Raw genomic sequence first — 23,009 nt, 5'->3', positions numbered from 1 at the left:
TATCGTGAGGTGAATTTTATGGCAAATCTAAATCGATATAAGTTTACATTCGGGAAAAAGACATTAACCTTGACAACCGAGCATGATAACCTCTTTATGGAGGAAATTGCCAAGGTTGCGACTGAAAAATACCAAGCAATTAAAGAACAAATGCCTGGGGCGGATGATGAAACCATTGCGCTTCTTTTGGCGGTCAATTGTCTGTCTACACAACTCAACCGTGAGATTGAATTTGATGACAAGGAGCAAGAGTTGTTAGAACTCCGCCACAAGTTGATTGCTGTCAAACAAGAACAGAGCAAGATTGAGGACTCCCTATGATTTCAATCCTACTCTTATTGGTTCTGGCTTGGGGCTTTTACATCGGCTATCGTAGAGGCTTGGTCCTGCAAGTTTATTATTTCCTCGTGGCAGTGATTTCAGCCTTTGTTGCGGGACAGTTTTATAAATCACTGGGGGATCACTTCCACTTGCTTGTCCCTTATGCCAATCCTCAGGAAGGGCAGGGAACCTTTTTCTTCCCTTCAGACCAGCTGTTTCAGCTAGATAAGGTCTTTTATGCGGGCCTAGCCTACCTTTTAGTTTTCGGAATTTGTTATAGTATCGGACGTTTTATCGGTTTGTTCCTGCACTTGATTCCAACTAAAAAGCTAGATGTCAAATGGTTGCGTATCGGATCAGGCATTTTGTCTCTATTGGTAACCTTATTTGTCTTGCAAATGGTTCTGACCATCCTTGCAACGGTGCCTCTGGCAGTCATTCAAAATTCACTCGAAAAAAGTACAGTAGCCAAACACATCATCCAAAGTGTCCCTTTTACGACAAACCTTATCAAACAACTCTGGGTGACAAATTTAATCGGATAAAAAGGGCGGGATTTTTCCTAGCCCTTTGTTTACAGATTGGACGACTAGGGTTAGGTAAAGTCCAAAAATTTCTAGGCGCTACGGTCTTGTAAACAAGCATACAAGGAAAGAATATGAATACAAAAATACTAGAAACATTAGAATTTAATAAAATCAAGGCCTTGTTTGAACCGCATCTCCTGACAGAACAAGGCCTAGAGGAGCTAAAAGGCTTGGCTCCAACTACAAAGGCGGATAAGATTAAACAAGCCTTTACAGAGATGGAGGAAATGCAAGCTCTTTTTGTGGAGCAACCTCACTTTACCATCCTAGCGACACGTGAGATTTCAGCTGTCTGCAAGCGTCTGGAGATGGGGGCGGACCTCAATATCGAGGAGTTCCTGCTCCTCAAACGGGTCTTACTGGCTAGCAGAGAGTTGCAAGGTTTTTATGCCAATCTTGAAAATGTACGCTTGGAGCAGTTGGCGAGATGGTTTGAAAAACTACACGATTTTCCACACTTGCAAGGGAGTCTTCAATCCCTAAATGATGCAGGATTTATCGAAAATTTCGCCAGTGAAGAGCTAGCACGCATCCGTCGAAAAATTCATGATAGCGAGAGTCAGGTCCGAGATGTCTTGCAAGACTTGCTCAAACAAAAAGCTCAGATGTTGACGGAGGGCATAATCGCTAGCCGAAATGGTCGTCAAGTCTTACCTGTCAAGAATACCTATCGTAATAAGATTGCAGGTGTTGTCCATGACATCTCTGCCAGTGGGAATACGGTCTATATCGAGCCACGTGAGGTCGTCAAGCTGAGCGAAGAAATCGCTAGTTTACGAGCTGATGAACGCTATGAGATGATTCGCATCCTACAGGAGCTTTCAGAACGGGTCCGTCCTCATGCTGCAGAGATTGCTAATGACGCTTGGATTATTGGCCATCTGGATCTGATTCGTGCCAAGGTGCGTTTCATCCAAGAAAGACAAGCAGTTGTTCCTCAACTTTCAGAGAACCAAGAGATTCAACTCCTTCATGTTCGCCATCCTTTGGTTAAAAATGCTGTCGCAAACGATGTACACTTTGGTAAGGAATTAACGGCTATTGTCATTACAGGTCCCAATACGGGTGGGAAGACCATCATGCTCAAAACCCTAGGCTTGACTCAACTCATGGCCCAATCTGGATTGCCCATTCTAGCTGACAAGGGAAGCCGTGTCGGTATCTTCGAGGAAATCTTCGCAGATATTGGGGATGAGCAGTCTATCGAGCAAAGCTTGTCGACCTTCTCCAGTCACATGACCAATATCGTAGATATTCTTGGCAAGGTCAATCAACATTCACTCTTACTCTTGGATGAGTTGGGGGCAGGTACCGATCCGCAGGAAGGAGCAGCGCTTGCTATGGCTATTTTGGAGGATCTTCGTCTACGTCAGGTTAAGACTATGGCGACGACCCACTATCCAGAGCTCAAGGCCTACGGTATCGAAACAGCCTTTGTGCAAAATGCCAGCATGGAGTTTGATACAGCCAGCCTGCGTCCGACTTATCGCTTTATGCAGGGCGTTCCAGGGCGAAGCAATGCCTTTGAAATTGCCAAACGCCTAGGATTGTCGGATGTCATTGTAGGAGATGCCAGTCAGCAGGTCAATCAAGATAATGATGTCAACCGCATCATTGAACAATTGGAAGAGCAAACGTTTGAAAGCCGTAAACGCTTGGACAATATCCGTGAGGTGGAGCAAGAAAACCTTAAGATGAACCGGGCACTCAAAAAACTCTACAACGAACTCAATCGTGAAAAAGAAACTGAGCTCAATAAGGCGCGTGAACAGGCTGCCGAGATTGTGGAACTCGCTCTAAGTGAGAGTGACCAGATTCTTAAGAACCTTCATAGCAAGTCTCAACTCAAACCCCACGAAATCATTGAAGCCAAGGCTAAACTGAAAAAACTAGCTCCTGAAAAAGTCGACTTGTCTAAAAACAAGGTCCTTCAAAAGGCCAAGAAAAAACGAGCTCCAAAGGTTGGGGATGATATCATTGTTCTCAGTTATGGTCAACGTGGAACCTTGACCAATCAGCTTAAGGACGGCCGTTGGGAAGCCCAAGTCGGTTTAATCAAGATGACCTTGGAAGAGAAAGAATTTGACCTTGTTCAGGCTCAGCAAGAAGCCCCAGTCAAGAAAAAACAGGTCAATGTCGTCAAACGTGCTTCTGGTCGTGGTCCGCAAGCCAGACTGGATCTCCGAGGCAAACGGTACGAAGAGGCTATGAATGAGCTGGACGCCTTTATCGACCAAGCCCTGCTCAATAACATGGCGCAAGTCGACATCATCCATGGTATCGGAACGGGTGTCATCCGTGAGGGCGTCACCAAATACCTGCAAAGAAACAAGCATGTTAAGAGTTTCGGTTATGCTCCACAGAATGCTGGCGGCAGTGGCGCCACCATTGTAACCTTTAAAGGATAGAGAGAAGAAGGATTCGCTCTTTCTGAAAAAAGAAATGAAAAGTCAAAAAGTTTCATAGAATATATTGACAAAGGCTAACTTTTCTTGTAGAATAATAAAAAATAAAATACCAACACCGAATGAAGTTTAATAGAAGTGGAGAAAGGTTTGTTTTCCATGACTGTAAATGGACGGAACTCTGGAGAGACCGTAAAGGCACCGAAGGGGCAAGGCAGGCAACTGCTCAAACTCTCAGGTAAAAGGACAGAGCTAGGATAGACCGCTTTTAGGCATTTATCTAAGCATTCCAGAGTACATGTATCTTGCATGTGCTCTTTCTTTTGGGGTTGAAAGATAGGAGAAGGATATGTTAGAAATGCTTAAAGAGCTTGATACTTTCGTTTGGGGGCCTCCCCTCTTGATCTTATTGGTCGGAACGGGTATCTATTTGACCATCCGACTGGGCCTTTTGCAGGTTACTCGTCTCCCTAAGGCCTTTCAGTTGATCTTTACCAAGGACAAGGGGCACGGCGATGTGTCGAGCTTTGCTGCTCTTTGTACGGCTCTAGCAGCCACCGTTGGTACGGGAAATATCATCGGAGTTGCGACAGCCATTAAGGTTGGTGGGCCAGGGGCTCTATTTTGGATGTGGATGGCAGCCTTCTTTGGGATGGCGACCAAGTATGCCGAAGGCTTACTGGCCATCAAATATCGCACAAAGGATGCAAATGGAGCTGTAGCTGGAGGCCCCATGCATTACATCCTTTTGGGAATGGGAGAAAAGTGGCGTCCACTTGCTATCTTCTTTGCCCTAGCGGGTGTATTGGTTGCCCTTCTGGGGATTGGTACCTTTACCCAAGTCAATTCGATTACAGAATCTATTCAAAATACAGCCCAAGTTGATCCAGTTATCACAGCTCTGATTTTATCCATTTTTGTAGGGATTGCCGTCTTTGGTGGCCTCAAATCCATATCAAAAGTTTCGACGGCAGTGGTTCCTTTTATGGCTATTGTCTATATTCTGGGAACTCTTACAGTTATTCTCTTTAATATCGAGAAAATCCCAGCTACGCTTGCACTCATCTTTACTTCAGCCTTTAGTCCAGCTGCTGCGGTAGGTGGTTTTGCAGGTGCCAGCATTCGGATGGCTATCCAAAATGGTGTGGCGCGAGGAGTCTTCTCTAACGAATCTGGCCTAGGATCAGCTCCCATTGCAGCGGCTGCAGCTAAGACAAATGAGCCTGTCGAGCAAGGCTTGATTTCCATGACAGGAACCTTTATTGATACTTTGATTATCTGCACTCTGACAGGTCTAACAATCTTGGTAACTGGGGTTTGGAGTGGTGATTTGAATGGAGTTGCCTTGACCCAGTCAGCCTTTTCAACAGTTTTTTCACACTTTGGACCTGCTCTTTTGACAATCTTCCTTGTGCTCTTTGCCTTTACGACGATCCTCGGATGGAACTACTACGGAGAACGCTGTTTTGAGTTTCTCTTTGGGGTTCGTTTTATCTGGCTCTACCGTGTAGTCTTTGTAGTCATGGTCTTGTTGGGAGGATTTATCGAGTTGGATATGGTTTGGATTATCGCAGATATTGTCAATGCCTTGATGGCTTTACCAAACTTGATTGCCCTCTTAGTCTTGTCGCCAGTCGTCATTGCTGAGACTAAACAGTATTTTAAACACTAACCCAATCACACTTTTCGTGTGATTTTTTTCATTTCATAGACATTTCCTATCAAGGCGATTGAAAATATATATTATCCAAGGGTGAAATTCTATGATAGACTAAATGACAATAAAATGAAAAGAGGTTTCTTATGACAACATTTACCATACACACAGTAGAATCAGCACCAGCAGAAGTGAAAGAAGTTCTTGAAACAGTACAAAAAGACAACAATGGCTATATTCCCAACCTAATCGGTCTCTTGGCCAACGCTCCTACCGCGCTTGAAGCCTACCGAACTGTCGGAGCCATCAACCGTCGCAACAGCCTGACACCAGTAGAGCGTGAAGTAGTGCAAATCACAGCTGCCGTAACCAATGGTTGTGCTTTCTGCGTCGCAGGTCACACAGCCTTTTCAATCAAACAAATCCAGATGAATGATGATCTTCTACAAGCACTCCGCAACCGTACTCCAATCGAGACAGATCCAAAACTAGATACTCTAGCTAAGTTTACCTTGGCGGTCATCAATACCAAAGGGCGTGTAGGAGATGAAGCCTTGGCTGAATTTTTGGAAGCTGGATACACGCAACAAAATGCCTTGGACGTGGTTCTCGGTGTTAGTCTTGCCAGCCTCTGCAACTATGCCAACAACCTAGCCAATACGCCTATTAACCCAGAATTACAACCTTATGCTTAATTCATATCTGAGAAAAAATGAAGTCTGAAATAATCGGGCTTCATTTTTTAGGCTCTCATTTAAGCGCTTTTATGCTATACTAATAATAACATGATTATTGGAGGCTCGGATGAAAAAGTTCCCCTTGGTATTTTCTGGCTGTTTATTAGGTTTAGCAGGTGCAGGAAATCTGCTTGCAGATACTTTGCCTGTTCCGTCGCATTTATTGAGTCTGACTGGTTTAGTTTTGTGGATTTTCTTTCTGATTCTTCATCTTTTTAATTGGGAAGAAACCAAGCAAGAATTGACCAAGCCCCCTCTTTTATCTGGGATGGCCACTTTTCCTATGGCTGGGATGATTTTATCGACCTATGTCTTTCGCGTATTCCCTGCTCTTACTTTGGTAGCACAAGGGATCTGGTGGTTTTCCTTTCTCTTGGATTTGGTTTTGATTGTTACTTTTACCATCAAATTTGCTTGTCCAGGTCGGAAGACCAATGCGACTCCAAGCTGGACGGTACTCTATGTGGGGATAGCAGTAGCAGCCTTGACCTATCCCCTTGTCGGAATCATTGAAATTGCCTATGCGACCTTGAGTTTTGGTTTTGTCTTGACCTTCTATCTCTATCCACTTATTTATAGCGATTTAAAGAAAATCCCACTCCCAGTGGCCTTGCTTGGACAGGAAGGAATCTACTGTGCTCCCTTTTCCCTACTCCTGGCATCCCTAGTTCGAGTTGGAGGAGCAAGCCTACCGACTTGGCTCTTGATCGTCATGATTTTGGCATCTCAGTCCTTCTTTTTCTTTGTTTTAACTCGCTTGCCTAATATTTTAAAACAAGGCTTTCAACCAGCCTTCTCAGCCCTCACTTTTCCAACCATTATCACAGCTACTTCGCTCAAGATGGCTCAAGGAATTTTGAAACTTCCATTTCTGGATTATCTGGTGTTTGCTGAAACGGTTATATGCCTCACTATTTTATTCTTTGTATTGGGCGCTTATCTGATTTGGTTACGAAAAAAGGTCTAGCTATCTTCTAGCTAGGCCTTGTTTTTTATGGTTTGATAACTTCAGCGCCACCCATGTATGGACGAAGAACTTCTGGAATGCTCACAGAACCATCTTCATTTTGGTAGTTCTCAAGAATAGCAGCCACTGTACGTCCAACTGCAAGTCCAGAACCATTCAAGGTATGAAGGAGTTTAACCTTGCCATCGGCTTCGTCACGGTAACGGATTTGAGCACGACGAGCTTGGAAATCTTCTGTATTTGAACAGCTTGAGATTTCACGGTAGGTATTTTGCGCTGGAATCCAAACTTCCAAGTCGTAAGTCTTAGCAGCTGAGAAGCCCATGTCTCCAGTAGAGAGTGCAACAACGCGGTACGGAAGATTGAGTTTTTGAAGGATGTTTTCAGCGTTGGCTGTCATCTTTTCCAATTCTTCGTAAGATTCCTCTGGCTTGGCAAATTTAACCATTTCAACCTTGTGGAATTGGTGCAAACGAATCAAGCCACGTGTATCACGACCGGCAGAACCAGCCTCAGAACGGAATGACGGACTCATAGCGGTAAAGTAGATTGGTAGGTCTTTACCGTCAAGGATTTCATCGCGATAGTAGTTTGTCAAAGGCACTTCGGCGGTAGGAATAAGGACATAATTAGTGTCTTTCAATTCAAAAGTATCTTCCTTGAATTTTGGATATTGACCAGTACCAAACATAGAATCATGGTTAACCATGTATGGTGTGATGACTTCAGTATAGCCCTCTTTTCCATGCTCATCCAACATAAAGTTGTAGATAGCACGTTCCAAACGAGCCCCAAGTCCTTTATAGAAGAGGAAGCGAGCACCAGTAACTTTTGCTCCACGTTCCCAGTCAAGGATACCAAGGTCTTCACCAAGATCCCAGTGAGCTTTTGGCTCGAAGTCAAACTCGCGTGGAGTTCCCCAACGACGGACTTCCACATTGTCATTTTCGTCAGCTCCGATAGGAACACTGTCAGCAGGGATATTTGGAAGAGTAGTGGTGAATTCTGTCAATTTAGCATCGATTTCTGCCAATTCAGCATCCAAAGCTTTGACTTCAGCAGATAGGGTTTGCATCGCAGCAATCTTGTCATCGGCATTTTCCTTATTGCGCTTAGATTGGGCAATCTCAGCAGAAACCGTGTTGCGTTCTGCCTTAAGGTTTTCAACCTTGACCAAGATGTCACGACGTTTAGCATCGATTTCTTTCATCTCGTTTAAGACAGCAGGATCTACACCACGTGTAGCCAATTTTTCTGCGACAGCATTAAAATCTGTACGAATACGTTTAATATCTAACATAAGAACTCCTTTATGAAAAAAACACACCTGACAAAGCGTTGGAGTGACAGGGCCACGGTTCCATCCAACTTCACAGGTGTGCACTTGATTGTGTATGTAATTGTTACTAACGGTAGAATTTCACCTACCCCTCCTATCTGCTCGCAGCACCCGCAGACTTTCTGAAAGAAGAGGATAACCTACTTATCCGTTGCTATGATTATACTAAAGTTTCTACTTTTTTGCAAATAGATTTTTGAATTTTTGACCAATGGTCTGGAGTAAAGTAGGAAGTTTTACAACCTTGTCATTGCCAAGTTTTTCCCGAGCGATTTTGAGAATAGCTCCAGAGTCTTTGGAAGCAAAGAGGAATTTTCCTTGATCAGTGAAGACTTCAAAGTGGCGACTGATTTTGCGGCCAGTTACGTTGGCTCCAATTTGCTGAATACTGGACCAGGGAATTTGGATATATTGTTCGACATTGACATCAGGATAAAACTCTAAGGCTTGATCCCCAACTAGAAATTTTCCGACTTTTCCAGAGATGGAAAGATAGGATGTTCCAGTGGTTTGTAGGTCAATGACTTTATTGAGTGATTGGGCCATGATTAATCTTCCTTACTTTCATCGAAAAAGGCATGATAGAGAGCCTTGATAGCTGCCTTTTCTTGCTCTTTATTGACAACAAACATGATGGAAACTTCACTTGAACCTTGGGACATCATCTGGATGTTGATCTTGTTTTCAGATAGAGCGCGTGTTGCAGTAGCTGTTACACCAATGTGGCTCTTCATCTTTTCTCCGACAATCATAATGATTGAAAGGTCGTGTTCGATTTCAGCATGGTCCACTTCGGCTTTTTGAACTAACTGACGCAGAATTTCTTCCTCCTTGATAGGAGTCAATTCACGGGAACGAAGGATGATTGAAAGATCGTCGATACCTGTTGGCATATGTTCCCAACCAATGTTAAGATCTTCAAGGATCTGAAGAATCTTACGACCGAATCCAACCTCGCGGTTCATAAGGTATTTTGACATGTTGATGCTGACGAATCCAGAATCACCAGCGATTCCAACGACTGGGAATTTATCGCTACTGTGTTTCAGAACGATACGAGTACCGGGATGATCAGGATTGTTGGTATTCTTGATGACAAGAGGGATTTTTCCGCGGTAGGCAGGTAGAAGGGCTTCATCATGAAGAACAGAAAATCCAGCGTAAGCCAATTCACGCATTTCACGGTAGGTTAATTCAGGAATGGAGTGTGGTTGATGAATAATACCAGGGTGGGCAGCAAAGATACCGTCTACGTCTGTAAAGTTTTCATAGAGATCAGCCTTGACTCCAGCTGCGATAATGGAACCAGTAATATCTGAACCTCCACGTGAGAAGGTACAGATTTGATTTTCTTTAGTTACGCCAAAGAAACCAGGGATGACAAGGACTTCATTGCTATCAGCCAAGCCCTCAATCTTGTCATAACTAGATGGGATGATACGTGCGTTTCCTGGTTCACTTGTAACAATGATTCCAGCTTCTCTTGGATGAACATAGCGTGCGTCAATGCCGTTTTGGTTAAAGTAGGCTGCAATGAGTTTGGCATTGTTATTTTCTCCAGCCGCTAGGAAGGTATCATAGAGAAATTCATTGTCTTCTATAGGAAGAGTTACCAAGGCCCGAATGCTTTTAGAAATCTTTTCTAAAACGGCAGGTTTTAGGCCTAGTTCACTAACCATAGCGGCATAACGATCAATGATCCAGCTTTGGCTAGAGTTGATATCATTTCCCGCCACATAGTCGCGATAGTATTTAATCAAGGCATCGGTTACCTTCGTATCTTCAGCATTGCGTTTTCCGGGTGCAGAAACGACTACAAAACGGCGTTCCTTATCACTTTTAACGATGTTTAAAACTTTTTCTAACTGACCAGCAGAGGCAAGCGAACTTCCACCAAATTTTACAACCTTCATAAGGACTCCTCAAGTAAGTATTTTATACGATTATAGCAGAAAGAGGGGCATTTTTCAATGAAGAAAATAGCTCCCTATTATAATAGAAGTAAATGTTAACTTATTCTGAAAAGCGACAACAGTTTTAAAAGTAAGAGAGTCAAATTTTATTTACATTCATAAACGGTGGGGAAATAATCAGCTGAGACACTTTCCTTTAGTTTTTTCTTGCCTCTTTATCCAAAAAAAGGTATACTTTGAAAACAAAATAATTTCATTGCCTTACAAAAGAAAAGGAGAAGCTATGAATCATATCTTATATCAGATCGTAGATGATCTTGCTATTATTACTTTGAATCGTCCAGAAGTGGCAAATGGTTTCCATATCCCAATGTGTGAGGAGATTTTAGAAGCTTTGACCCTAGCAGAGCAGGATCAAGCTGTTCAGTTCATCTTGATTAATGCTAATGGAAAGGTCTTTTCGGTTGGGGGAGACTTGGTTGAGATGAAGCGTGCAGTGGATGAGGATGACATTCCTTCTTTGAATAAGATTGCAGAATTAGTCAATACAATTTCTTTTAAAATCAAGCAAATTCCTAAGCCTGTTTTGATGGAGGTAGATGGAGCAGTTGCAGGTGCTGCGGCAAATATGGCAGTAGCAGTTGATTTTTGCTTGGCGACTGACAAGGCAAAATTCATACAAGCCTTTGTTGGAGTTGGGTTGGCGCCGGATGCTGGTGGGATTCATCTTTTGAGTCGTAGTATCGGGGTAACACGAGCTGCACAACTTGCTATGACAGGTGAAGCCTTGACTGCAGAAAAAGCACTGGAATGGGGCGTAGTATACCGCGTTTGTGAAGCTGACAAATTAGAAAAAACAAGAGAACAAGTTCTGAAAAAATTAAGACGAGGTTCAGCAAACTCATACGCAGCGATTAAAAAATTGGTTTGGGAAAGTCAATTTAAAGATTGGCAAGATTATGCCGAATTGGAATTGAAATTGCAGAAATCTTTATCTTTAACTGAAGATTTTAAAGAAGGGGTTCGAGCACATTCTGAAAGAAGAAGACCAAAATTTTCAGGAAAATAAAAAAATACTTGCACAATTCTTTGAAGTTTGTTATACTTCTTCTATCAAATGTTTTGATTGTGAAAGTTTTTTGAGGAGGAGGGAAAAAGTTTGGACTACCAACAAGTAAATGATTATTTAACATCTATTTTCAATAACGTCCTTGTGATTGAGGAGGTTAGCTTACGAGGTAGTCGATTCAAAGACATCTCCATCAAAGAAATGCACACGATCGATGTGATTGGGAAGTTTCCTGAGGCGACGCCTAGTAAGGTTTCCAAAGAACTGATGGTGACCCTAGGAACGGTTACGACGAGCTTGAATAACCTAGAAAGAAAGGGTTACATTGAGCGTATTCGTTCTGACCAAGACCGTCGTGTGGTCTATCTGCATTTGACAAAGAAAGGTCGTTTGGTTCACCGCCTTCACAAACGATTCCACAAGGCCATGGTCGAAAGAATTATTGACGGCATGAGTCCTGAGGAAAAGAAAGTCATGGGCAGAGGCTTGACGAACCTTTATCAATTTTTGGAGGATTTGAAATAATGGCCTTTGCTAAAATAAGCCAAGTTGCTCATTATGTTCCAGAGCAAGTGGTCACTAATCATGACTTAGCTCAAATCATGGATACAAGCGATGAGTGGATTTCAAGTCGGACAGGAATTAAACAGAGACATATTTCAAAAACAGAGTCTACAAGTGACTTGGCGACAGAAGTAGCTAAGAGCTTGTTGGCTAAAGGGAGCTTAACAGCGGATCAGATTGATTTTATCATTGTAGCGACGATTACCCCAGACTCGATGATGCCTTCCACAGCAGCTCGAGTTCAGGCAAATATCGGAGCGCATAGAGCTTTCGCCTTCGATCTGACAGCAGCTTGTAGTGGCTTTGTATTCGCTCTCTCAACTGCAGAAAAGTTTTTAAGTTCTGGACAGTTCAAAAAAGGGATTGTTATTGGGGCTGAGACCTTATCCAAGGCAGTTGATTGGTCAGATCGTTCGACAGCTGTTCTCTTTGGAGATGGAGCTGGTGGGGTTCTCTTGGAAGCGAGCGAAACACGGCACTTCCTTGTGGAAAGTCTCTATACGGATGGCTCTCGGAGCGAGTGCTTGACCTATGGTCAAACGGCTTTGGCTTCCCCTTTCTCGGATCAAGAAGCAGTTCCTGCTTTTTTGAAGATGGATGGACGAGCAGTTTTTGATTTTGCAAATCGTGATGTTGCTAGATCAATCAAAGAAACCATTGAAAATGGTCCAATCGCAGCATCGGACTTGGATTATCTCTTGCTTCATCAGGCAAATATCCGCATTTTGGATAAGATGGCTAAGAAAATCGGCGTAGACCGAGACAAACTTCCTGCCAATATGATGGAGTATGGAAATACCAGTGCAGCAAGTATCCCGATTTTGCTCTCAGAGTGTGTGGAGAATGGCATGATTCGTTTAGATGGTAGCCAGACGATTCTCCTATCAGGCTTCGGTGGAGGTTTGACATGGGGCACACTCATTCTTACAATCTAGGTAATCATGTGGTAAACACATAGTTATAAAATTTTATATTTTAAAGGAGTCCTATCATGGCAGTATTTGAAAAAGTACAAGAAATTATCGTTGAAGAACTTGGAAAAGACGCATCAGAAGTAACACTTGAATCTACTTTTGATGATTTGGATGCAGATTCATTGGACTTGTTCCAAGTAATCTCTGAAATTGAAGATGCTTTTGATATCCAAATTGAAGCAGAAGATAACTTGAAAACAGTTGGTGACTTGGTTGCTTACGTTGAAGAGCAAACAAAATAATTAGCATATTACTAGAAGGAGTAGGGGAGACCCGCTCCCTCTTGTTTAGGTAATAGTTTGAAATTCAAATGATAAACTTATCGAACTATTACGTAAGCAAGGAATGATGGAGGCACTATGAAAACACGTATTACAGAATTATTGAACATTGATTATCCTATTTTTCAAGGAGGAATGGCCTGGGTTGCTGATGGCGACTTGGCTGGTGCGGTATCAAAAGCTGGTGGTTTGGGGATCATCGGTGGTGGAAATGCACCTAAAGAGGTCGTAAAGGCTAATATCGATAAAATCAAATCACTTACGGATAAACCTTTTGGTGTCAACATCATGCTCTTGTCACCTTTTGTAGAAGATATCGTTGATCTCGTGATTGAAGAAGGGGTTAAGGTGGTTACAACTGGTGCTGGAAATCCAAGTAAATACATGAACCGTTTCCATGATGCAGGAATTACAGTTATTCCTGTTGTTCCTAGTGTTGCTTTGGCAAAACGCATGGAAAAAATTGGTGCAGATGCCGTCATTGCAGAAGGTATGGAAGCTGGTGGACACATTGGTAAATTGACAACGATGACCTTGGTTCGCCAAGTTGCTGCAGCTGTTTCAATTCCAGTTATTGCTGCTGGTGGTATTGCAGATGGTGAGGGGGCAGCGGCTGGGTTTATGCTTGGCGCAGAAGCTGTTCAAGTAGGAACTCGTTTTGTAGTTGCCAAAGAGTCTAATGCTCATCCAAATTATAAAGCTAAAATTTTAAAAGCTCGTGATATTGATACAACGATTTCAGCACAACATTTTGGACACGCAGTTCGTGCCATTAAAAACCAGTTGACTCGTGATTTCGAGCAAGCTGAAAAGGATGCCTTTAAACAAGAAAATCCAGATTTAGAAATCTTTGAGCAAATGGGTGCAGGAGCTTTAGCTAAAGCTGTTGTCCATGGTGATGTGGATGGCGGTTCAGTGATGGCCGGCCAGATTGCAGGTTTGATTTCTAAAGAAGAAACTGTTGAAGAAATCTTAAAAGATATCTACTACGGTGCAGCTGAAAAAATTCAAGAAGAAGCTGCTCGTTGGGCAGGAGTTACAAGAAATGACTAAAACAGCCTTTCTATTTGCTGGTCAAGGATCTCAATACCTAGGAATGGGTCGCGAGCTCTATGACCACTATCCTATCGTCAAGGAAACAATCGATCAAGCTAGCCAAGTCTTAGGTTATGACCTTCGTGATTTGATTGACAATGATGAAGCAAAGTTAAATCAGACTCGTTACACGCAACCAGCTATTCTAGCTACATCCGTTGCTATTTACCGACTATTGAAAGAAAAAGGCTATCAGCCAGATATGGTGGCAGGACTGTCTCTTGGGGAATATTCTGCTCTTGTAGCAAGTGGTACCTTGGACTTTGAGGATGCAGTTGCCTTGGTTGCTAAGCGTGGTGCTTATATGGAAGAGGCTGCACCAGCAGGCTCTGGAAAGATGGTTGCCGTTCTTAATACTCCAGTCGAAGTGATTGAGGAAGCTTGTGAAACAGCCTCTAAAGTTGGAGTAGTGACTCCAGCCAACTACAACACCCCAAGCCAAATCGTTATCGGTGGCGAGGTGGCTGCGGTTGACCGCGCAGTTGAACTCTTGCAGGAAGCAGGAGCAAAACGATTGATTCCTTTAAATGTATCTGGCCCTTTCCATACAGCACTTTTAGAGCCAGCCAGTCAGAAACTAGCTGAAGCTCTTGAGGAAGTGAGTTTCTCTGATTTTACTTGGCCACTAGTCGGCAATACGGAAGCTACTGTTATGGAAAAAGATCGAATCCAAGAGCTCTTGACGCGTCAGGTAAAAGAACCTGTTCGTTTTTATGAAAGTATTGCTGTGATGCAGGATGCTGGGGTAACCAACTTTATTGAAATCGGCCCTGGAAAAGTCCTATCAGGATTTGTCAAAAAAATCGATAAAACTGCTAAGCTAGCTAACGTTGAAGATCAAACAAGCTTGGATGCTTTGCTAGGAAACTAGTGACCCCTTCTCCCAGAAAATACAACAGGAAATAGGAGAATAGAATGCAACTAAAAAATAAAAATATCTTTGTTACAGGTTCAAGTCGTGGTATCGGACTTGCCATTGCTCACAAATTTGCTAAACTAGGTGCGAATGTAGTCTTGAATAGTCGTGGAGCAATCTCAGAAGAATTGCTGGCTGAGTTTTCAAACTACGGCGTCAAAGTAGTACCGATTTCAGGTGATGTTTCAGACTTTGCAGATGCCAAACGTATGGTAAATCAAGCACTTGCAGAACTCGGTTCTGTTGATGTCTTGGTCAACAATGCTGGAATCACTCAAGATACACTCATGCTCAAGATGACAGAAGAAGATTTTGAAAAGGTGATTAAAATCAACTTGACAGGTGCCTTCAATATGACGCAAGCAGTCTTGAAACAGATGATAAAGGCACGTGAAGGTGCGATCATCAATATGTCCAGTGTGGTCGGTTTGATGGGAAATATTGGGCAGGCCAACTATGCAGCTTCTAAAGCAGGTTTGATTGGTTTTACCAAGTCAGTAGCACGTGAAGTTGCCAATCGCAATGTACGAGTAAATGCTCTTGCCCCAGGGATGATCGAATCGGATATGACTGCTGTTTTATCTGATAAGGTCAAGGAAGCGACATTGGCCCAAATCCCAATGAAGCGTTTTGGACAAGCAGAACATATCGCAGATGCTACAGTGTTCCTGGCTGGACAGGATTATTTGACTGGACAAGTTCTCGCTGTTGATGGCGGACTTAGCATGTAAAAAATAAGGAAAGATATAGGTAAGACAGATGAAACTAAATCGAGTTGTAGTAACAGGTTATGGATTAACCTCTCCTATCGGAAATACTCCAGAAGAATTTTGGAACAGTTTGCAAACTGGGAAAATCGGAATTGGAGAAATCACTAAGTTTGACCACAGCGAATTTGCTGTGCACAATGCGGCAGAAGTTCAAGATTTCCCCTTTGATAAATACTTTGTCAAAAAAGATACCAACCGTTTTGATAACTATTCTTTGTATGCCTTGTACGCAGCTCAAGAAGCGGTGACAAATGCTAATCTTGATGTAGAAGCAATTGATAAAGATCGCTTTGGTGTCATCGTGGCTTCTGGTATTGGGGGAATTAAAGAAATCGAAGACCAAGTTATCCGTCTTCACGAAAAAGGCCCAAAACGTGTTAAGCCATTGACACTTCCAAAAGCCTTGCCAAATATGGCTTCGGGAAATGTTGCCATGCGCTTTGGAGCAAACGGTGTCTGTAAATCAATCAATACAGCCTGTGCCTCATCAAATGATGCTATTGGAGATGCCTTCCGCTCTATCAAGTTTGGTTTCCAAGATGTCATGTTAGTTGGTGGATCAGAATCATCTATCACTCCTTTTGCTATCGCTGGTTTCCAAGCATTGACAGCCCTATCAACAACAGAAGATCCGGCTCGTGCTTCTATTCCGTTTGACAAAGATCGTAATGGTTTTGTGATGGGAGAAGGTTCTGGGATGCTGGTTCTTGAGAGTCTTGAACATGCTGAAAAACGTGGAGCGACTATCTTGGCTGAAGTAGTTGGTTATGGACATACCTGCGATGCTTATCATATGACTTCACCTCATCCAGAAGGTCAGGGTGCAATCAAGGCAATTAAATTAGCTTTGGAAGAGGCAGAGATTTCTCCAGAACAAGTGGCTTATGTCAATGCCCATGGAACTTCAACTCCTGCTAATGAAAAAGGAGAAAGCAGTGCCATCGTAGCTGTCCTTGGTAAAGAAGTACCAGTATCTTCAACCAAGTCCTTTACAGGACACTTACTTGGTGCTGCAGGGGCAGTAGAAGCCATCGCTACAATTGAAGCCATGCGTCATAACTTTGTACCAATGACAGCTGGGACAAGTGAGTTGTCAGATTATATCGAAGCGAATGTTGTTTATGGAGAAGGCTTGGAGCAAGAAATCCCTTATGCTATTTCAAATACCTTTGGTTTTGGTGGACACAATGCGGTTCTTGCTTTCAAACGTTGGGAGAATAAATAATTATGAATTTAAATGAGATCAAGGACTTGATGGCTCAATTTGATCAATCAAGTTTGAGAGAATTTTCTTATAAAAATGGAACGGATGAATTGCAGTTCAGCAAGAATGAAGCAAGGATGGCTTCTGAAGCGCCAGCTCAAGTTGCTCCAGTGCCAACTGCAGTAGCTGCAAGTCCAGTAGTTTCTGCCCCTTCAACTCCAGTAGAGAGTGCTGTGGAAGAAGTACCAGCTGAAACGACGGTTGCTCCAGAGGGTGATATTGTTGAAAGCCCACTTGTAGGGGTGGCTTACTTGGCCGCTGGACCAGATAAACCTGCCTTTGTCACAGTTGGAGACAGTGTTAAAAAAGGTCAGACTTTGGTGATCATCGAAGCCATGAAAGTCATGAATGAAATTCCTGCACCTAAGGATGGTGTGGTGACAGAAATTCTCGTTTCAAATGAAGAAATGGTTGAATTCGGTAAAGGATTGGTACGTATCAAATGATCGATATTCAAGGAATCAAAGAAGCTCTACCCCATCGCTACCCCATGCTCCTAGTGGATCGTGTCTTGGAAGTGAGCGAGGATACCATTGTTGCCATTAAAAATGTGACCATCAACGAACCTTTCTTCAATGGTCATTTTCCTCAATACCCAGTTATGCCAGGTGTTCTTATCATGGAAGCCTTGGCTCAGACTGCTGGTGTCTTGGAATTGTCCAAACCTGAAAATAAAGGGAAACTGGTCTTCTATGCTGGCATGGACAAGGTTAAGTTCAAGAAGCAAGTTGTACCAGGTGACCAATTAGTCATGACGGCTACTTTTGTCAAACGTCGTGGTACGATTGCTGTGGTTGAAGCAAAGGCTGAGGTAGATGGTAAGCTTGCAGCGAGTGGTACTCTTACCTTTGCAATTGGAAACTAAGGAGGTTCTCCATGTTTCGTAAAATTTTAATTGCCAACCGTGGTGAGATTGCGGTTCGCATTATTCGAGCTGCGCGTGAATTGGGCATTGCAACTGTAGCAGTTTATTCAACTGCTGATAAGGAAGCTCTTCACACACTCCTTGCGGATGAAGCTATCTGTATCGGACCTGGTAAGGCGACAGAATCTTATCTCAATATCAACGCTATTTTATCTGCTGCAGTCTTGACAGAAGCAGAAGCCATCCACCCAGGTTTTGGTTTTCTTAGCGAAAACTCCAAGTTTGCCACGATGTGTGATGAAGTGGGGATTAAGTTTATCGGCCCTTCTGGGGCTGTAATGGATACCATGGGAGATAAGATCAATGCGCGTGAGCAAATGATCAAGGCTGGGGTTCCAGCTATCCCAGGATCTGATGGTGAAGTTCATACGGCTGAAGAGGCGCTTGCAGTTGCAGAAAAAATTGGCTATCCAGTCATGCTTAAGGCATCGGCAGGTGGTGGTGGAAAAGGGATTCGTAAGGTTGAAAAGGCAGAAGACTTGGTCGCAGCCTTTGAGACAGCATCCAGTGAAGCCAAGGCCAATTTTGGAAATGGCGCAATGTATCTTGAACGTGTGATTTATCCAGCTCGCCATATCGAAGTTCAGATCCTTGCGGACCAAGAGGGTCATGTTGTCCATCTTGGTGAACGGGACTGTTCACTCCAACGGAATAACCAAAAGGTCTTAGAAGAAAGTCCGTCCATTGCGATTGGCAAAACCCTTCGTCATGAAATTGGTGCTGCAGCCGTTCGTGCAGCAGAGTCTGTAGGCTATGAAAATGCAGGGACGATTGAATTTCTTCTCGATGAAGCGAGTGGCAATTTCTACTTCATGGAAATGAATACTCGTGTGCAAGTTGAACACCCAGTCACAGAGTTTGTTTCAGGTGTTGATATCGTGAAAGAGCAGATTCGCATTGCTGCCGGGCAACCCTTACCTTTCAAACAAGAAGATATCGTCCTACGAGGTCATGCTATCGAGTGCCGGATCAATGCGGAAAATCCAGCATTTAACTTTGCTCCAAGCCCAGGGAAAATTACCAATCTCTATCTACCGAGTGGTGGAGTTGGCTTGCGCGTGGACTCAGCAGTTTATCCAGGTTATACCATTCCCCCTTACTATGATAGTATGATTGCTAAAATCATTGTTCATGGGGAGAATCGTTTTGATGCCTTAATGAAGATGCAACGGGCACTTTATGAACTTGATATTGAAGGAGTGCAAACTAATGCAGACTTCCAGTTGGATCTGATTTCAGACCGCCGAGTTATCGCTGGTGACTACGATACTTCCTTCTTGATGGAAACTTTCTTGCCAAAATACCAAGAAAAAGAATAGACTTTCAAACAGTATGAGAACTAAAAGGGGGAGTTATGGCTCTATTTAGTAAAAAGGATAAGTATATTCGGATCAATCCTAACCGTTCCGTAAGGCAGAAACTACAAGCCAAGCCTGAGGTTCCGGATGAACTCTTTTCCCAGTGTCCTGGTTGTAAACATACCATTTACCAAAAGGATCTTGGGAGCGAACGAATTTGTCCCCATTGTAGCTATACTTTCCGTATTTCAGCTCAGGAACGCTTGGATTTGACGATTGATTCTGGTAGCTTTGTGGAGATGTTTACAGGTATTGAAACTCAAGATCCATTAAACTTTCCTGGCTATCAGAAAAAACTAGCTAGTATGCGTGAAAAGACAGGTTTGGATGAAGCCGTACTGACTGGTACAGCTAGCATCAAGGGGCAAAAAGTTGCCCTTGGGATTATGGATTCAAACTTTATCATGGCTTCTATGGGAACCGTTGTGGGTGAAAAAATCACGCGCTTGTTTGAGTATGCAACGGTAGAAAACTTGCCAGTCGTTCTCTTCACAGCTTCTGGTGGAGCCCGTATGCAAGAAGGAATCATGAGCTTGATGCAGATGGCTAAGATTTCTGCGGCAGTTCAACGCCATTCCAAGGTAGGACTTTTTTACCTAACTATTTTAACCGATCCGACAACAGGTGGGGTGACCGCTTCTTTTGCTATGGAAGGTGATATTATCCTAGCGGAGCCACAGAGTTTGGTTGGTTTTGCTGGGCGTCGTGTTATCGAAAATACAGTTCGTGAGACCTTGCCGGATGACTTCCAAAAGGCAGAATTTCTGCTTGAACATGGATTTGTTGATGCAATTGTCAAACGGAGAGAATTGCCTGAAACAATTGCTAAATTAGTGAGATTGCATGGAGGAAGTCGCGGATGAATATTGCAAAAATAGTCAGAGAGGCACGCGAGCAGAGTCGCTTGACTGCACTTGATTTTGCCAATGGAATCTTTGAAGAGTTTATCGAATTGCATGGAGATCGGTCTTTTCGTGATGATGGTGCGGTTATCGGTGGAATTGGCTGGTTAGGTGACCAAGCAGTAACTGTCGTCGGCATCCAAAAGGGGAAGAGTCTTCATGACAACCTCAAACGGAATTTCGGCCAACCTCATCCAGAAGGCTATCGTAAGGCCTTGCGCCTGATGAAACAGGCAGAAAAGTTTGGTCGTCCAGTTGTGACCTTTATCAATACGGCGGGTGCTTACCCTGGTGTGGGAGCCGAGGAACGTGGACAAGGTGAAGCAATTGCCCGAAACCTGATGGAAATGAGTGACCTCAAGGTTCCAATCATCGCGATTATTATCGGTGAAGGTGGATCTGGTGGGGCCCTAGCTCTAGCCGTAGCTAACCGTGTCTGGATGTTAGAAAATTCAATCTACGCAGTACTTAGCCCTGAAGGATTTGCCTCTATCCTTTGGAAGGATGGAAGTCGTGCTATGGAAGCAGCAGAATTGATGAAAATCACTTCACATGAACTTCTAGAAATGGGAATCGTAGACAAGATAATTCCAGAAGAGGATTTCTCAAGTAAAGAACTGCTAGCTTGTGTTAAAAATGAATTACGTGCAGAACTGGATAGGTTGCAAGAACTACCACTCAACCAACTTATTGAAGAACGTTACCAACGCTTTAGAAAGTATTAAGAATGACTAAATGAGACTAGAAAGGTCTCATTTTTTATTGAAAATGCTATTCAGAGTGAAAAATTGACAGTTGAGGAGATAGACTATAAAATAGACAAAAAGATGTATACTATAAATGTGAGCTTACAACAATCTATTTTAAGGATGTACTTGCAATGGCAGATACAGAAACATTTACAGTTCTTTCAACTGAGAACTAGAGCAAGTTTCAGGTGGTCGAATGATTTGGGCAGTTGATGATAGACATTGGGATTCGCCATATGCATATAGTTTAGCAACAGAGTGGAGTACAATACTGAATCATGCGACTAGACGTGCTTATGGTATTACCTATTGATAAATTAAAGGGGTAAGTATGAAAAAACTAGGGCATTTGGGAGTCTATACATCATTGGTATTTCTATCGGTTTATCTACCAGAGTTAGGAATTATGCATCTAACTAAGTTTTTAGGATGGGGGATAAATGGCTATTTTATCTTTTTAATAGTTGAAGTAATAGCTCTTTTGCTATTATTTATCTACTGGCTCAAAAAGAAAGAGATGCTCTATATTTTTGAAAAAAAGGGTTCAAAGAAGTCAAGATTCTTTTACCTTGTAGTTGGTCTAGTGGCTACTTATTTTGATCGTCAATTGGTGGATGCTTTTCAGTTACAGTTTCATCACCTAATTGATAACAAGTATATCTTTCAGGACCTTCTTTCGATTCTATACTCCAATGGTCAACCAACTTTTCTATCAACTGTTCTCAGTTTTAGTTTAACAGTAGTCGTCGGACCTATATTAGAGGAACTGATTCATAGAGGGTACTTTATGAATACCTTTTTCCCCCAGTCCAAGTACTATCTGGATGTTATCCTATCTGCTCTTATCTTTGGACTTAGTCATTTGATCCTAACTCACCGAGATCCTATCAGTTTGATTATTTATAGTTTAGGCGGTCTCTTCTATGCCCTTGTCTACCGTTGGACAAAGAATCTAAAAATCACCATTCTGTGTCATAGTTTTTTCAACTTTCTCATTTATGCAAAACCCATCTGGATTTTTGTTTATAATTATGTCTATTATCATTTTTTTAGATAGTGGAAGTCAAACACTTTTTCTAATTTGATAGGAAGATAGAGAAATCTTTTTTATCAATTTCTTCTTTTTCAATGGGTAAAGCAACCATTCAGGCTGAAAAATTGACAGTTGAAGAGATGGACAATAAAATAGACAAAAAAGATATATACTGTAGATGTAAGGTTACAAAAAATAATTTTAAGGATGTACTTGCAATGGCAGATACAGAAACATTTACTGTTCTTTCGTCAGAAGACTTAGAGCAAACTTCAGGTGGTCTTGCTGTTTGGGAAGATGGATATGGTAGATGCTTATATTATAGAGAATTTGCTCCCTATATGGGGCAAGGGGCACTTAATTCTTATAGAGATGCTTGGAAGTACGGCTTCCGAGCAGGATAATCTTTCAAAAAAAGTGCGATGAGAAACACAAAGAAACTAGGACAATTTGGAATATTTTTGCTTATTATTTTACTATCTACCTATTTACCACAAACAATTGGATTGTATGTGGCAATCATTTTAGGGTTAGGTGCTGATGTCTATTCCCTTATTTTAACAATAGGATTAGTAGGAATTTGCCTTCCATTAATTTGGTGGTTAAAAAAGCAAAAGATGCTCTTTATCTTTGAGAAAAAGATCTGGAACTGGTCATTTGTCTTCTACTTATTTGCAAGTTATGTGGTTTATCAGATTCTCGGTAATTTTTGGGCACGCTATGCTCATTTGATTAATCATAGGAATATTCATGATGAGTATTTTACCGTGGTTCTTTCAAATGGACAACCAACTTTTTTATCGACTATCTTATCTTTTGTCCTGCCTGTAATCATCGGTCCTGTTTTTGAGGAGACTCTTGATAGAGGGTATTTTATGAATATCTTCTTTTCTAAGTCAAAGTACTATTTAGATGTCATCTTATCAGGCCTTATCTTTGGACTCAGTCATTTGATACTATCTCATCGGGACCCAATTAGTTTATTATATTATAGTCTGATTGGTTTCTTTTTCGCTCTTGTCTATCGTTCTACAGACAATCTTCGATTGACCATTTTCTGTCATAGTTTTTTCAACTTTCTCATTTATGCAAAACCCATCTGGATTTTTGTTTACAATTATATCTATTATCATTTTTTTAGGTAGTGGGAGGCAAAGAAAAAAGTGTTTGATAGCTGTCAAAC

Annotated in this window: 25 protein-coding genes and 1 riboswitch; of the genes, 22 read left to right on the top strand and 3 right to left on the bottom strand. The window is 42.3% G+C overall.

From position 1 onward, the window contains the following. The first annotated feature begins 18 nt into the window (after positions 1-18). The 6 genes from zapA to HMPREF1149_RS06575 all read left to right on the top strand — a co-directional run bounded on the left by zapA (position 19) and on the right by HMPREF1149_RS06575 (position 6,674). Complete coding sequence (gene zapA / locus HMPREF1149_RS06600) at positions 19-321, top strand: cell division protein ZapA (protein ID WP_000002028.1); 303 nt, start codon at positions 19-21, stop codon at positions 319-321. Further along, positions 318-866, top strand: coding sequence for a CvpA family protein (locus HMPREF1149_RS06595; protein WP_000623541.1), 549 nt, complete (start codon positions 318-320; stop codon positions 864-866). Before zapA ends, HMPREF1149_RS06595 begins: the two co-directional genes overlap by 4 nt. Positions 867-979: 113 nt before the next feature. Beyond that, the gene (locus tag HMPREF1149_RS06590; protein ID WP_001092926.1) at positions 980-3,316 is read left to right on the top strand and encodes an endonuclease MutS2; all 2,337 of its coding nucleotides are present in this window, start codon (positions 980-982) and stop codon (positions 3,314-3,316) included. Between the two features lie 168 nt (positions 3,317-3,484). Further along, a riboswitch (glycine riboswitch) is annotated at positions 3,485-3,573 on the top strand. Positions 3,574-3,662: 89 nt separating this feature from the next. Then, on the top strand, positions 3,663-4,985 hold the full coding sequence (locus HMPREF1149_RS06585) for an alanine/glycine:cation symporter family protein (RefSeq protein ID WP_000892025.1): 1,323 nt from the start codon (positions 3,663-3,665) through the stop codon (positions 4,983-4,985). Between the two features lie 131 nt (positions 4,986-5,116). Continuing rightward, positions 5,117-5,665: a carboxymuconolactone decarboxylase family protein gene (locus HMPREF1149_RS06580; RefSeq protein ID WP_000206774.1), complete on the top strand. Its 549-nt coding sequence runs from the start codon at positions 5,117-5,119 to the stop codon at positions 5,663-5,665. A gap of 109 nt (positions 5,666-5,774) precedes the next feature. Then, positions 5,775-6,674 (top strand): TDT family transporter, encoded by a 900-nt coding sequence (locus tag HMPREF1149_RS06575; protein WP_000714449.1) that lies wholly within the window; start codon positions 5,775-5,777, stop codon positions 6,672-6,674. Positions 6,675-6,699: 25 nt separating this feature from the next. Here HMPREF1149_RS06575 and serS read toward each other — a convergent pair whose 3' ends face one another. The 3 genes from serS to HMPREF1149_RS06560 form a co-directional block, all read right to left on the bottom strand. Beyond that, on the bottom strand, positions 6,700-7,974 hold the full coding sequence (gene serS, locus HMPREF1149_RS06570; RefSeq protein ID WP_000884266.1) for a serine--tRNA ligase: 1,275 nt from the start codon (positions 7,972-7,974) through the stop codon (positions 6,700-6,702). Between the two features lie 213 nt (positions 7,975-8,187). After that, the gene (locus HMPREF1149_RS06565) at positions 8,188-8,559 is read right to left on the bottom strand and encodes a DUF956 family protein (RefSeq protein ID WP_000079371.1); all 372 of its coding nucleotides are present in this window, start codon (positions 8,557-8,559) and stop codon (positions 8,188-8,190) included. A 2-nt stretch (positions 8,560-8,561) separates the two neighbouring features. Next, positions 8,562-9,926, bottom strand: a complete 1,365-nt coding sequence (locus HMPREF1149_RS06560) for an aspartate kinase (RefSeq protein ID WP_000869629.1) — start codon at positions 9,924-9,926, stop codon at positions 8,562-8,564. Positions 9,927-10,209: 283 nt separating this feature from the next. Between HMPREF1149_RS06560 and HMPREF1149_RS06555 the strand changes: the two genes are divergently transcribed. The 16 genes from HMPREF1149_RS06555 (at position 10,210) to HMPREF1149_RS06485 (ending at position 22,971) form a co-directional block, all read left to right on the top strand. Next, positions 10,210-10,995 (top strand): enoyl-CoA hydratase, encoded by a 786-nt coding sequence (locus HMPREF1149_RS06555; protein WP_001015584.1) that lies wholly within the window; start codon positions 10,210-10,212, stop codon positions 10,993-10,995. Between the two features lie 90 nt (positions 10,996-11,085). Continuing rightward, positions 11,086-11,520, top strand: coding sequence for a fatty acid biosynthesis transcriptional regulator FabT (gene fabT, locus HMPREF1149_RS06550; RefSeq protein ID WP_000386337.1), 435 nt, complete (start codon positions 11,086-11,088; stop codon positions 11,518-11,520). Further along, positions 11,520-12,494 carry a beta-ketoacyl-ACP synthase III gene (locus tag HMPREF1149_RS06545; protein ID WP_000852969.1) on the top strand — a complete coding sequence of 325 codons (975 nt, stop codon included), beginning with the start codon at positions 11,520-11,522 and terminating at the stop codon, positions 12,492-12,494. The genes fabT and HMPREF1149_RS06545 overlap by 1 nt, the downstream gene beginning before the upstream one ends. A 56-nt stretch (positions 12,495-12,550) precedes the next feature. Then, positions 12,551-12,775, top strand: coding sequence for an acyl carrier protein (locus tag HMPREF1149_RS06540; protein ID WP_000257840.1), 225 nt, complete (start codon positions 12,551-12,553; stop codon positions 12,773-12,775). A 117-nt stretch (positions 12,776-12,892) separates the two neighbouring features. After that, entirely contained in the window at positions 12,893-13,867 is a 975-nt protein-coding gene (gene fabK, locus HMPREF1149_RS06535) for an enoyl-[acyl-carrier-protein] reductase FabK (protein ID WP_000857447.1), read from the top strand. Next, positions 13,860-14,780 (top strand): ACP S-malonyltransferase, encoded by a 921-nt coding sequence (gene fabD / locus HMPREF1149_RS06530; protein WP_000167659.1) that lies wholly within the window; start codon positions 13,860-13,862, stop codon positions 14,778-14,780. The genes fabK and fabD overlap by 8 nt, the downstream gene beginning before the upstream one ends. 44 nt (positions 14,781-14,824) lie before the next feature. Further along, positions 14,825-15,556: a 3-oxoacyl-[acyl-carrier-protein] reductase gene (gene fabG, locus HMPREF1149_RS06525; protein ID WP_001176203.1), complete on the top strand. Its 732-nt coding sequence runs from the start codon at positions 14,825-14,827 to the stop codon at positions 15,554-15,556. Between the two features lie 28 nt (positions 15,557-15,584). Next, the gene (fabF, locus tag HMPREF1149_RS06520) at positions 15,585-16,820 is read left to right on the top strand and encodes a beta-ketoacyl-ACP synthase II (RefSeq protein WP_000774045.1); all 1,236 of its coding nucleotides are present in this window, start codon (positions 15,585-15,587) and stop codon (positions 16,818-16,820) included. Positions 16,821-16,822: 2 nt separating this feature from the next. Continuing rightward, positions 16,823-17,305: an acetyl-CoA carboxylase biotin carboxyl carrier protein gene (gene accB, locus HMPREF1149_RS06515; protein ID WP_001052301.1), complete on the top strand. Its 483-nt coding sequence runs from the start codon at positions 16,823-16,825 to the stop codon at positions 17,303-17,305. Then, the gene (gene fabZ / locus HMPREF1149_RS06510; RefSeq protein ID WP_000565515.1) at positions 17,302-17,724 is read left to right on the top strand and encodes a 3-hydroxyacyl-ACP dehydratase FabZ; all 423 of its coding nucleotides are present in this window, start codon (positions 17,302-17,304) and stop codon (positions 17,722-17,724) included. The genes accB and fabZ overlap by 4 nt, the downstream gene beginning before the upstream one ends. Before the next feature lie 11 nt (positions 17,725-17,735). Then, positions 17,736-19,103, top strand: coding sequence for an acetyl-CoA carboxylase biotin carboxylase subunit (gene accC / locus HMPREF1149_RS06505; protein WP_000488659.1), 1,368 nt, complete (start codon positions 17,736-17,738; stop codon positions 19,101-19,103). Positions 19,104-19,138: 35 nt separating this feature from the next. Then, on the top strand, positions 19,139-20,005 hold the full coding sequence (gene accD / locus HMPREF1149_RS06500) for an acetyl-CoA carboxylase, carboxyltransferase subunit beta (protein ID WP_001173369.1): 867 nt from the start codon (positions 19,139-19,141) through the stop codon (positions 20,003-20,005). Continuing rightward, on the top strand, positions 20,002-20,769 hold the full coding sequence (locus HMPREF1149_RS06495) for an acetyl-CoA carboxylase carboxyl transferase subunit alpha (RefSeq protein WP_001017383.1): 768 nt from the start codon (positions 20,002-20,004) through the stop codon (positions 20,767-20,769). The genes accD and HMPREF1149_RS06495 overlap by 4 nt, the downstream gene beginning before the upstream one ends. Positions 20,770-21,124: 355 nt before the next feature. Next, entirely contained in the window at positions 21,125-21,850 is a 726-nt protein-coding gene (locus tag HMPREF1149_RS06490) for a CPBP family intramembrane glutamic endopeptidase (RefSeq protein WP_000732998.1), read from the top strand. Between the two features lie 194 nt (positions 21,851-22,044). After that, positions 22,045-22,230 carry a biofilm-regulating peptide BriC gene (briC, locus tag HMPREF1149_RS0101990; RefSeq protein ID WP_025170442.1) on the top strand — a complete coding sequence of 62 codons (186 nt, stop codon included), beginning with the start codon at positions 22,045-22,047 and terminating at the stop codon, positions 22,228-22,230. 18 nt (positions 22,231-22,248) lie between these two features. Next, entirely contained in the window at positions 22,249-22,971 is a 723-nt protein-coding gene (locus HMPREF1149_RS06485) for a CPBP family intramembrane glutamic endopeptidase (protein ID WP_002879118.1), read from the top strand. Positions 22,972-23,009 lie beyond the last annotated feature (38 nt).

The organism is Streptococcus sp. BS35b, from assembly GCF_000286475.1.
Lineage (GTDB): Bacteria > Bacillota > Bacilli > Lactobacillales > Streptococcaceae > Streptococcus > Streptococcus oralis_W.
The sequence above is the reverse complement of the archived record's forward strand: the minus strand, read 5'-3'. Positions and strand labels throughout refer to the sequence as shown.

Coding starts and splice junctions, on each gene's coding strand:
- fabZ (WP_000565515.1), top strand. CDS start 17,302: ATGATCGATATTCAAGGAATCAAAGAAGCTCTACCCCATCGCTACCCC.
- HMPREF1149_RS06490 (WP_000732998.1), top strand. CDS start 21,125: ATGAAAAAACTAGGGCATTTGGGAGTCTATACATCATTGGTATTTCTA.
- HMPREF1149_RS06540 (WP_000257840.1), top strand. CDS start 12,551: ATGGCAGTATTTGAAAAAGTACAAGAAATTATCGTTGAAGAACTTGGA.
- serS (WP_000884266.1), bottom strand. CDS start 7,974: ATGTTAGATATTAAACGTATTCGTACAGATTTTAATGCTGTCGCAGAA.
- HMPREF1149_RS06580 (WP_000206774.1), top strand. CDS start 5,117: ATGACAACATTTACCATACACACAGTAGAATCAGCACCAGCAGAAGTG.
- fabF (WP_000774045.1), top strand. CDS start 15,585: ATGAAACTAAATCGAGTTGTAGTAACAGGTTATGGATTAACCTCTCCT.
- accC (WP_000488659.1), top strand. CDS start 17,736: ATGTTTCGTAAAATTTTAATTGCCAACCGTGGTGAGATTGCGGTTCGC.
- HMPREF1149_RS06545 (WP_000852969.1), top strand. CDS start 11,520: ATGGCCTTTGCTAAAATAAGCCAAGTTGCTCATTATGTTCCAGAGCAA.
- HMPREF1149_RS06595 (WP_000623541.1), top strand. CDS start 318: ATGATTTCAATCCTACTCTTATTGGTTCTGGCTTGGGGCTTTTACATC.
- HMPREF1149_RS06585 (WP_000892025.1), top strand. CDS start 3,663: ATGTTAGAAATGCTTAAAGAGCTTGATACTTTCGTTTGGGGGCCTCCC.
- HMPREF1149_RS06560 (WP_000869629.1), bottom strand. CDS start 9,926: ATGAAGGTTGTAAAATTTGGTGGAAGTTCGCTTGCCTCTGCTGGTCAG.
- HMPREF1149_RS06565 (WP_000079371.1), bottom strand. CDS start 8,559: ATGGCCCAATCACTCAATAAAGTCATTGACCTACAAACCACTGGAACA.
- HMPREF1149_RS06590 (WP_001092926.1), top strand. CDS start 980: ATGAATACAAAAATACTAGAAACATTAGAATTTAATAAAATCAAGGCC.
- fabK (WP_000857447.1), top strand. CDS start 12,893: ATGAAAACACGTATTACAGAATTATTGAACATTGATTATCCTATTTTT.
- fabD (WP_000167659.1), top strand. CDS start 13,860: ATGACTAAAACAGCCTTTCTATTTGCTGGTCAAGGATCTCAATACCTA.
- fabG (WP_001176203.1), top strand. CDS start 14,825: ATGCAACTAAAAAATAAAAATATCTTTGTTACAGGTTCAAGTCGTGGT.
- accD (WP_001173369.1), top strand. CDS start 19,139: ATGGCTCTATTTAGTAAAAAGGATAAGTATATTCGGATCAATCCTAAC.
- HMPREF1149_RS06555 (WP_001015584.1), top strand. CDS start 10,210: ATGAATCATATCTTATATCAGATCGTAGATGATCTTGCTATTATTACT.
- accB (WP_001052301.1), top strand. CDS start 16,823: ATGAATTTAAATGAGATCAAGGACTTGATGGCTCAATTTGATCAATCA.
- HMPREF1149_RS06575 (WP_000714449.1), top strand. CDS start 5,775: ATGAAAAAGTTCCCCTTGGTATTTTCTGGCTGTTTATTAGGTTTAGCA.
- HMPREF1149_RS06495 (WP_001017383.1), top strand. CDS start 20,002: ATGAATATTGCAAAAATAGTCAGAGAGGCACGCGAGCAGAGTCGCTTG.
- HMPREF1149_RS06485 (WP_002879118.1), top strand. CDS start 22,249: ATGAGAAACACAAAGAAACTAGGACAATTTGGAATATTTTTGCTTATT.
- briC (WP_025170442.1), top strand. CDS start 22,045: ATGGCAGATACAGAAACATTTACTGTTCTTTCGTCAGAAGACTTAGAG.
- zapA (WP_000002028.1), top strand. CDS start 19: ATGGCAAATCTAAATCGATATAAGTTTACATTCGGGAAAAAGACATTA.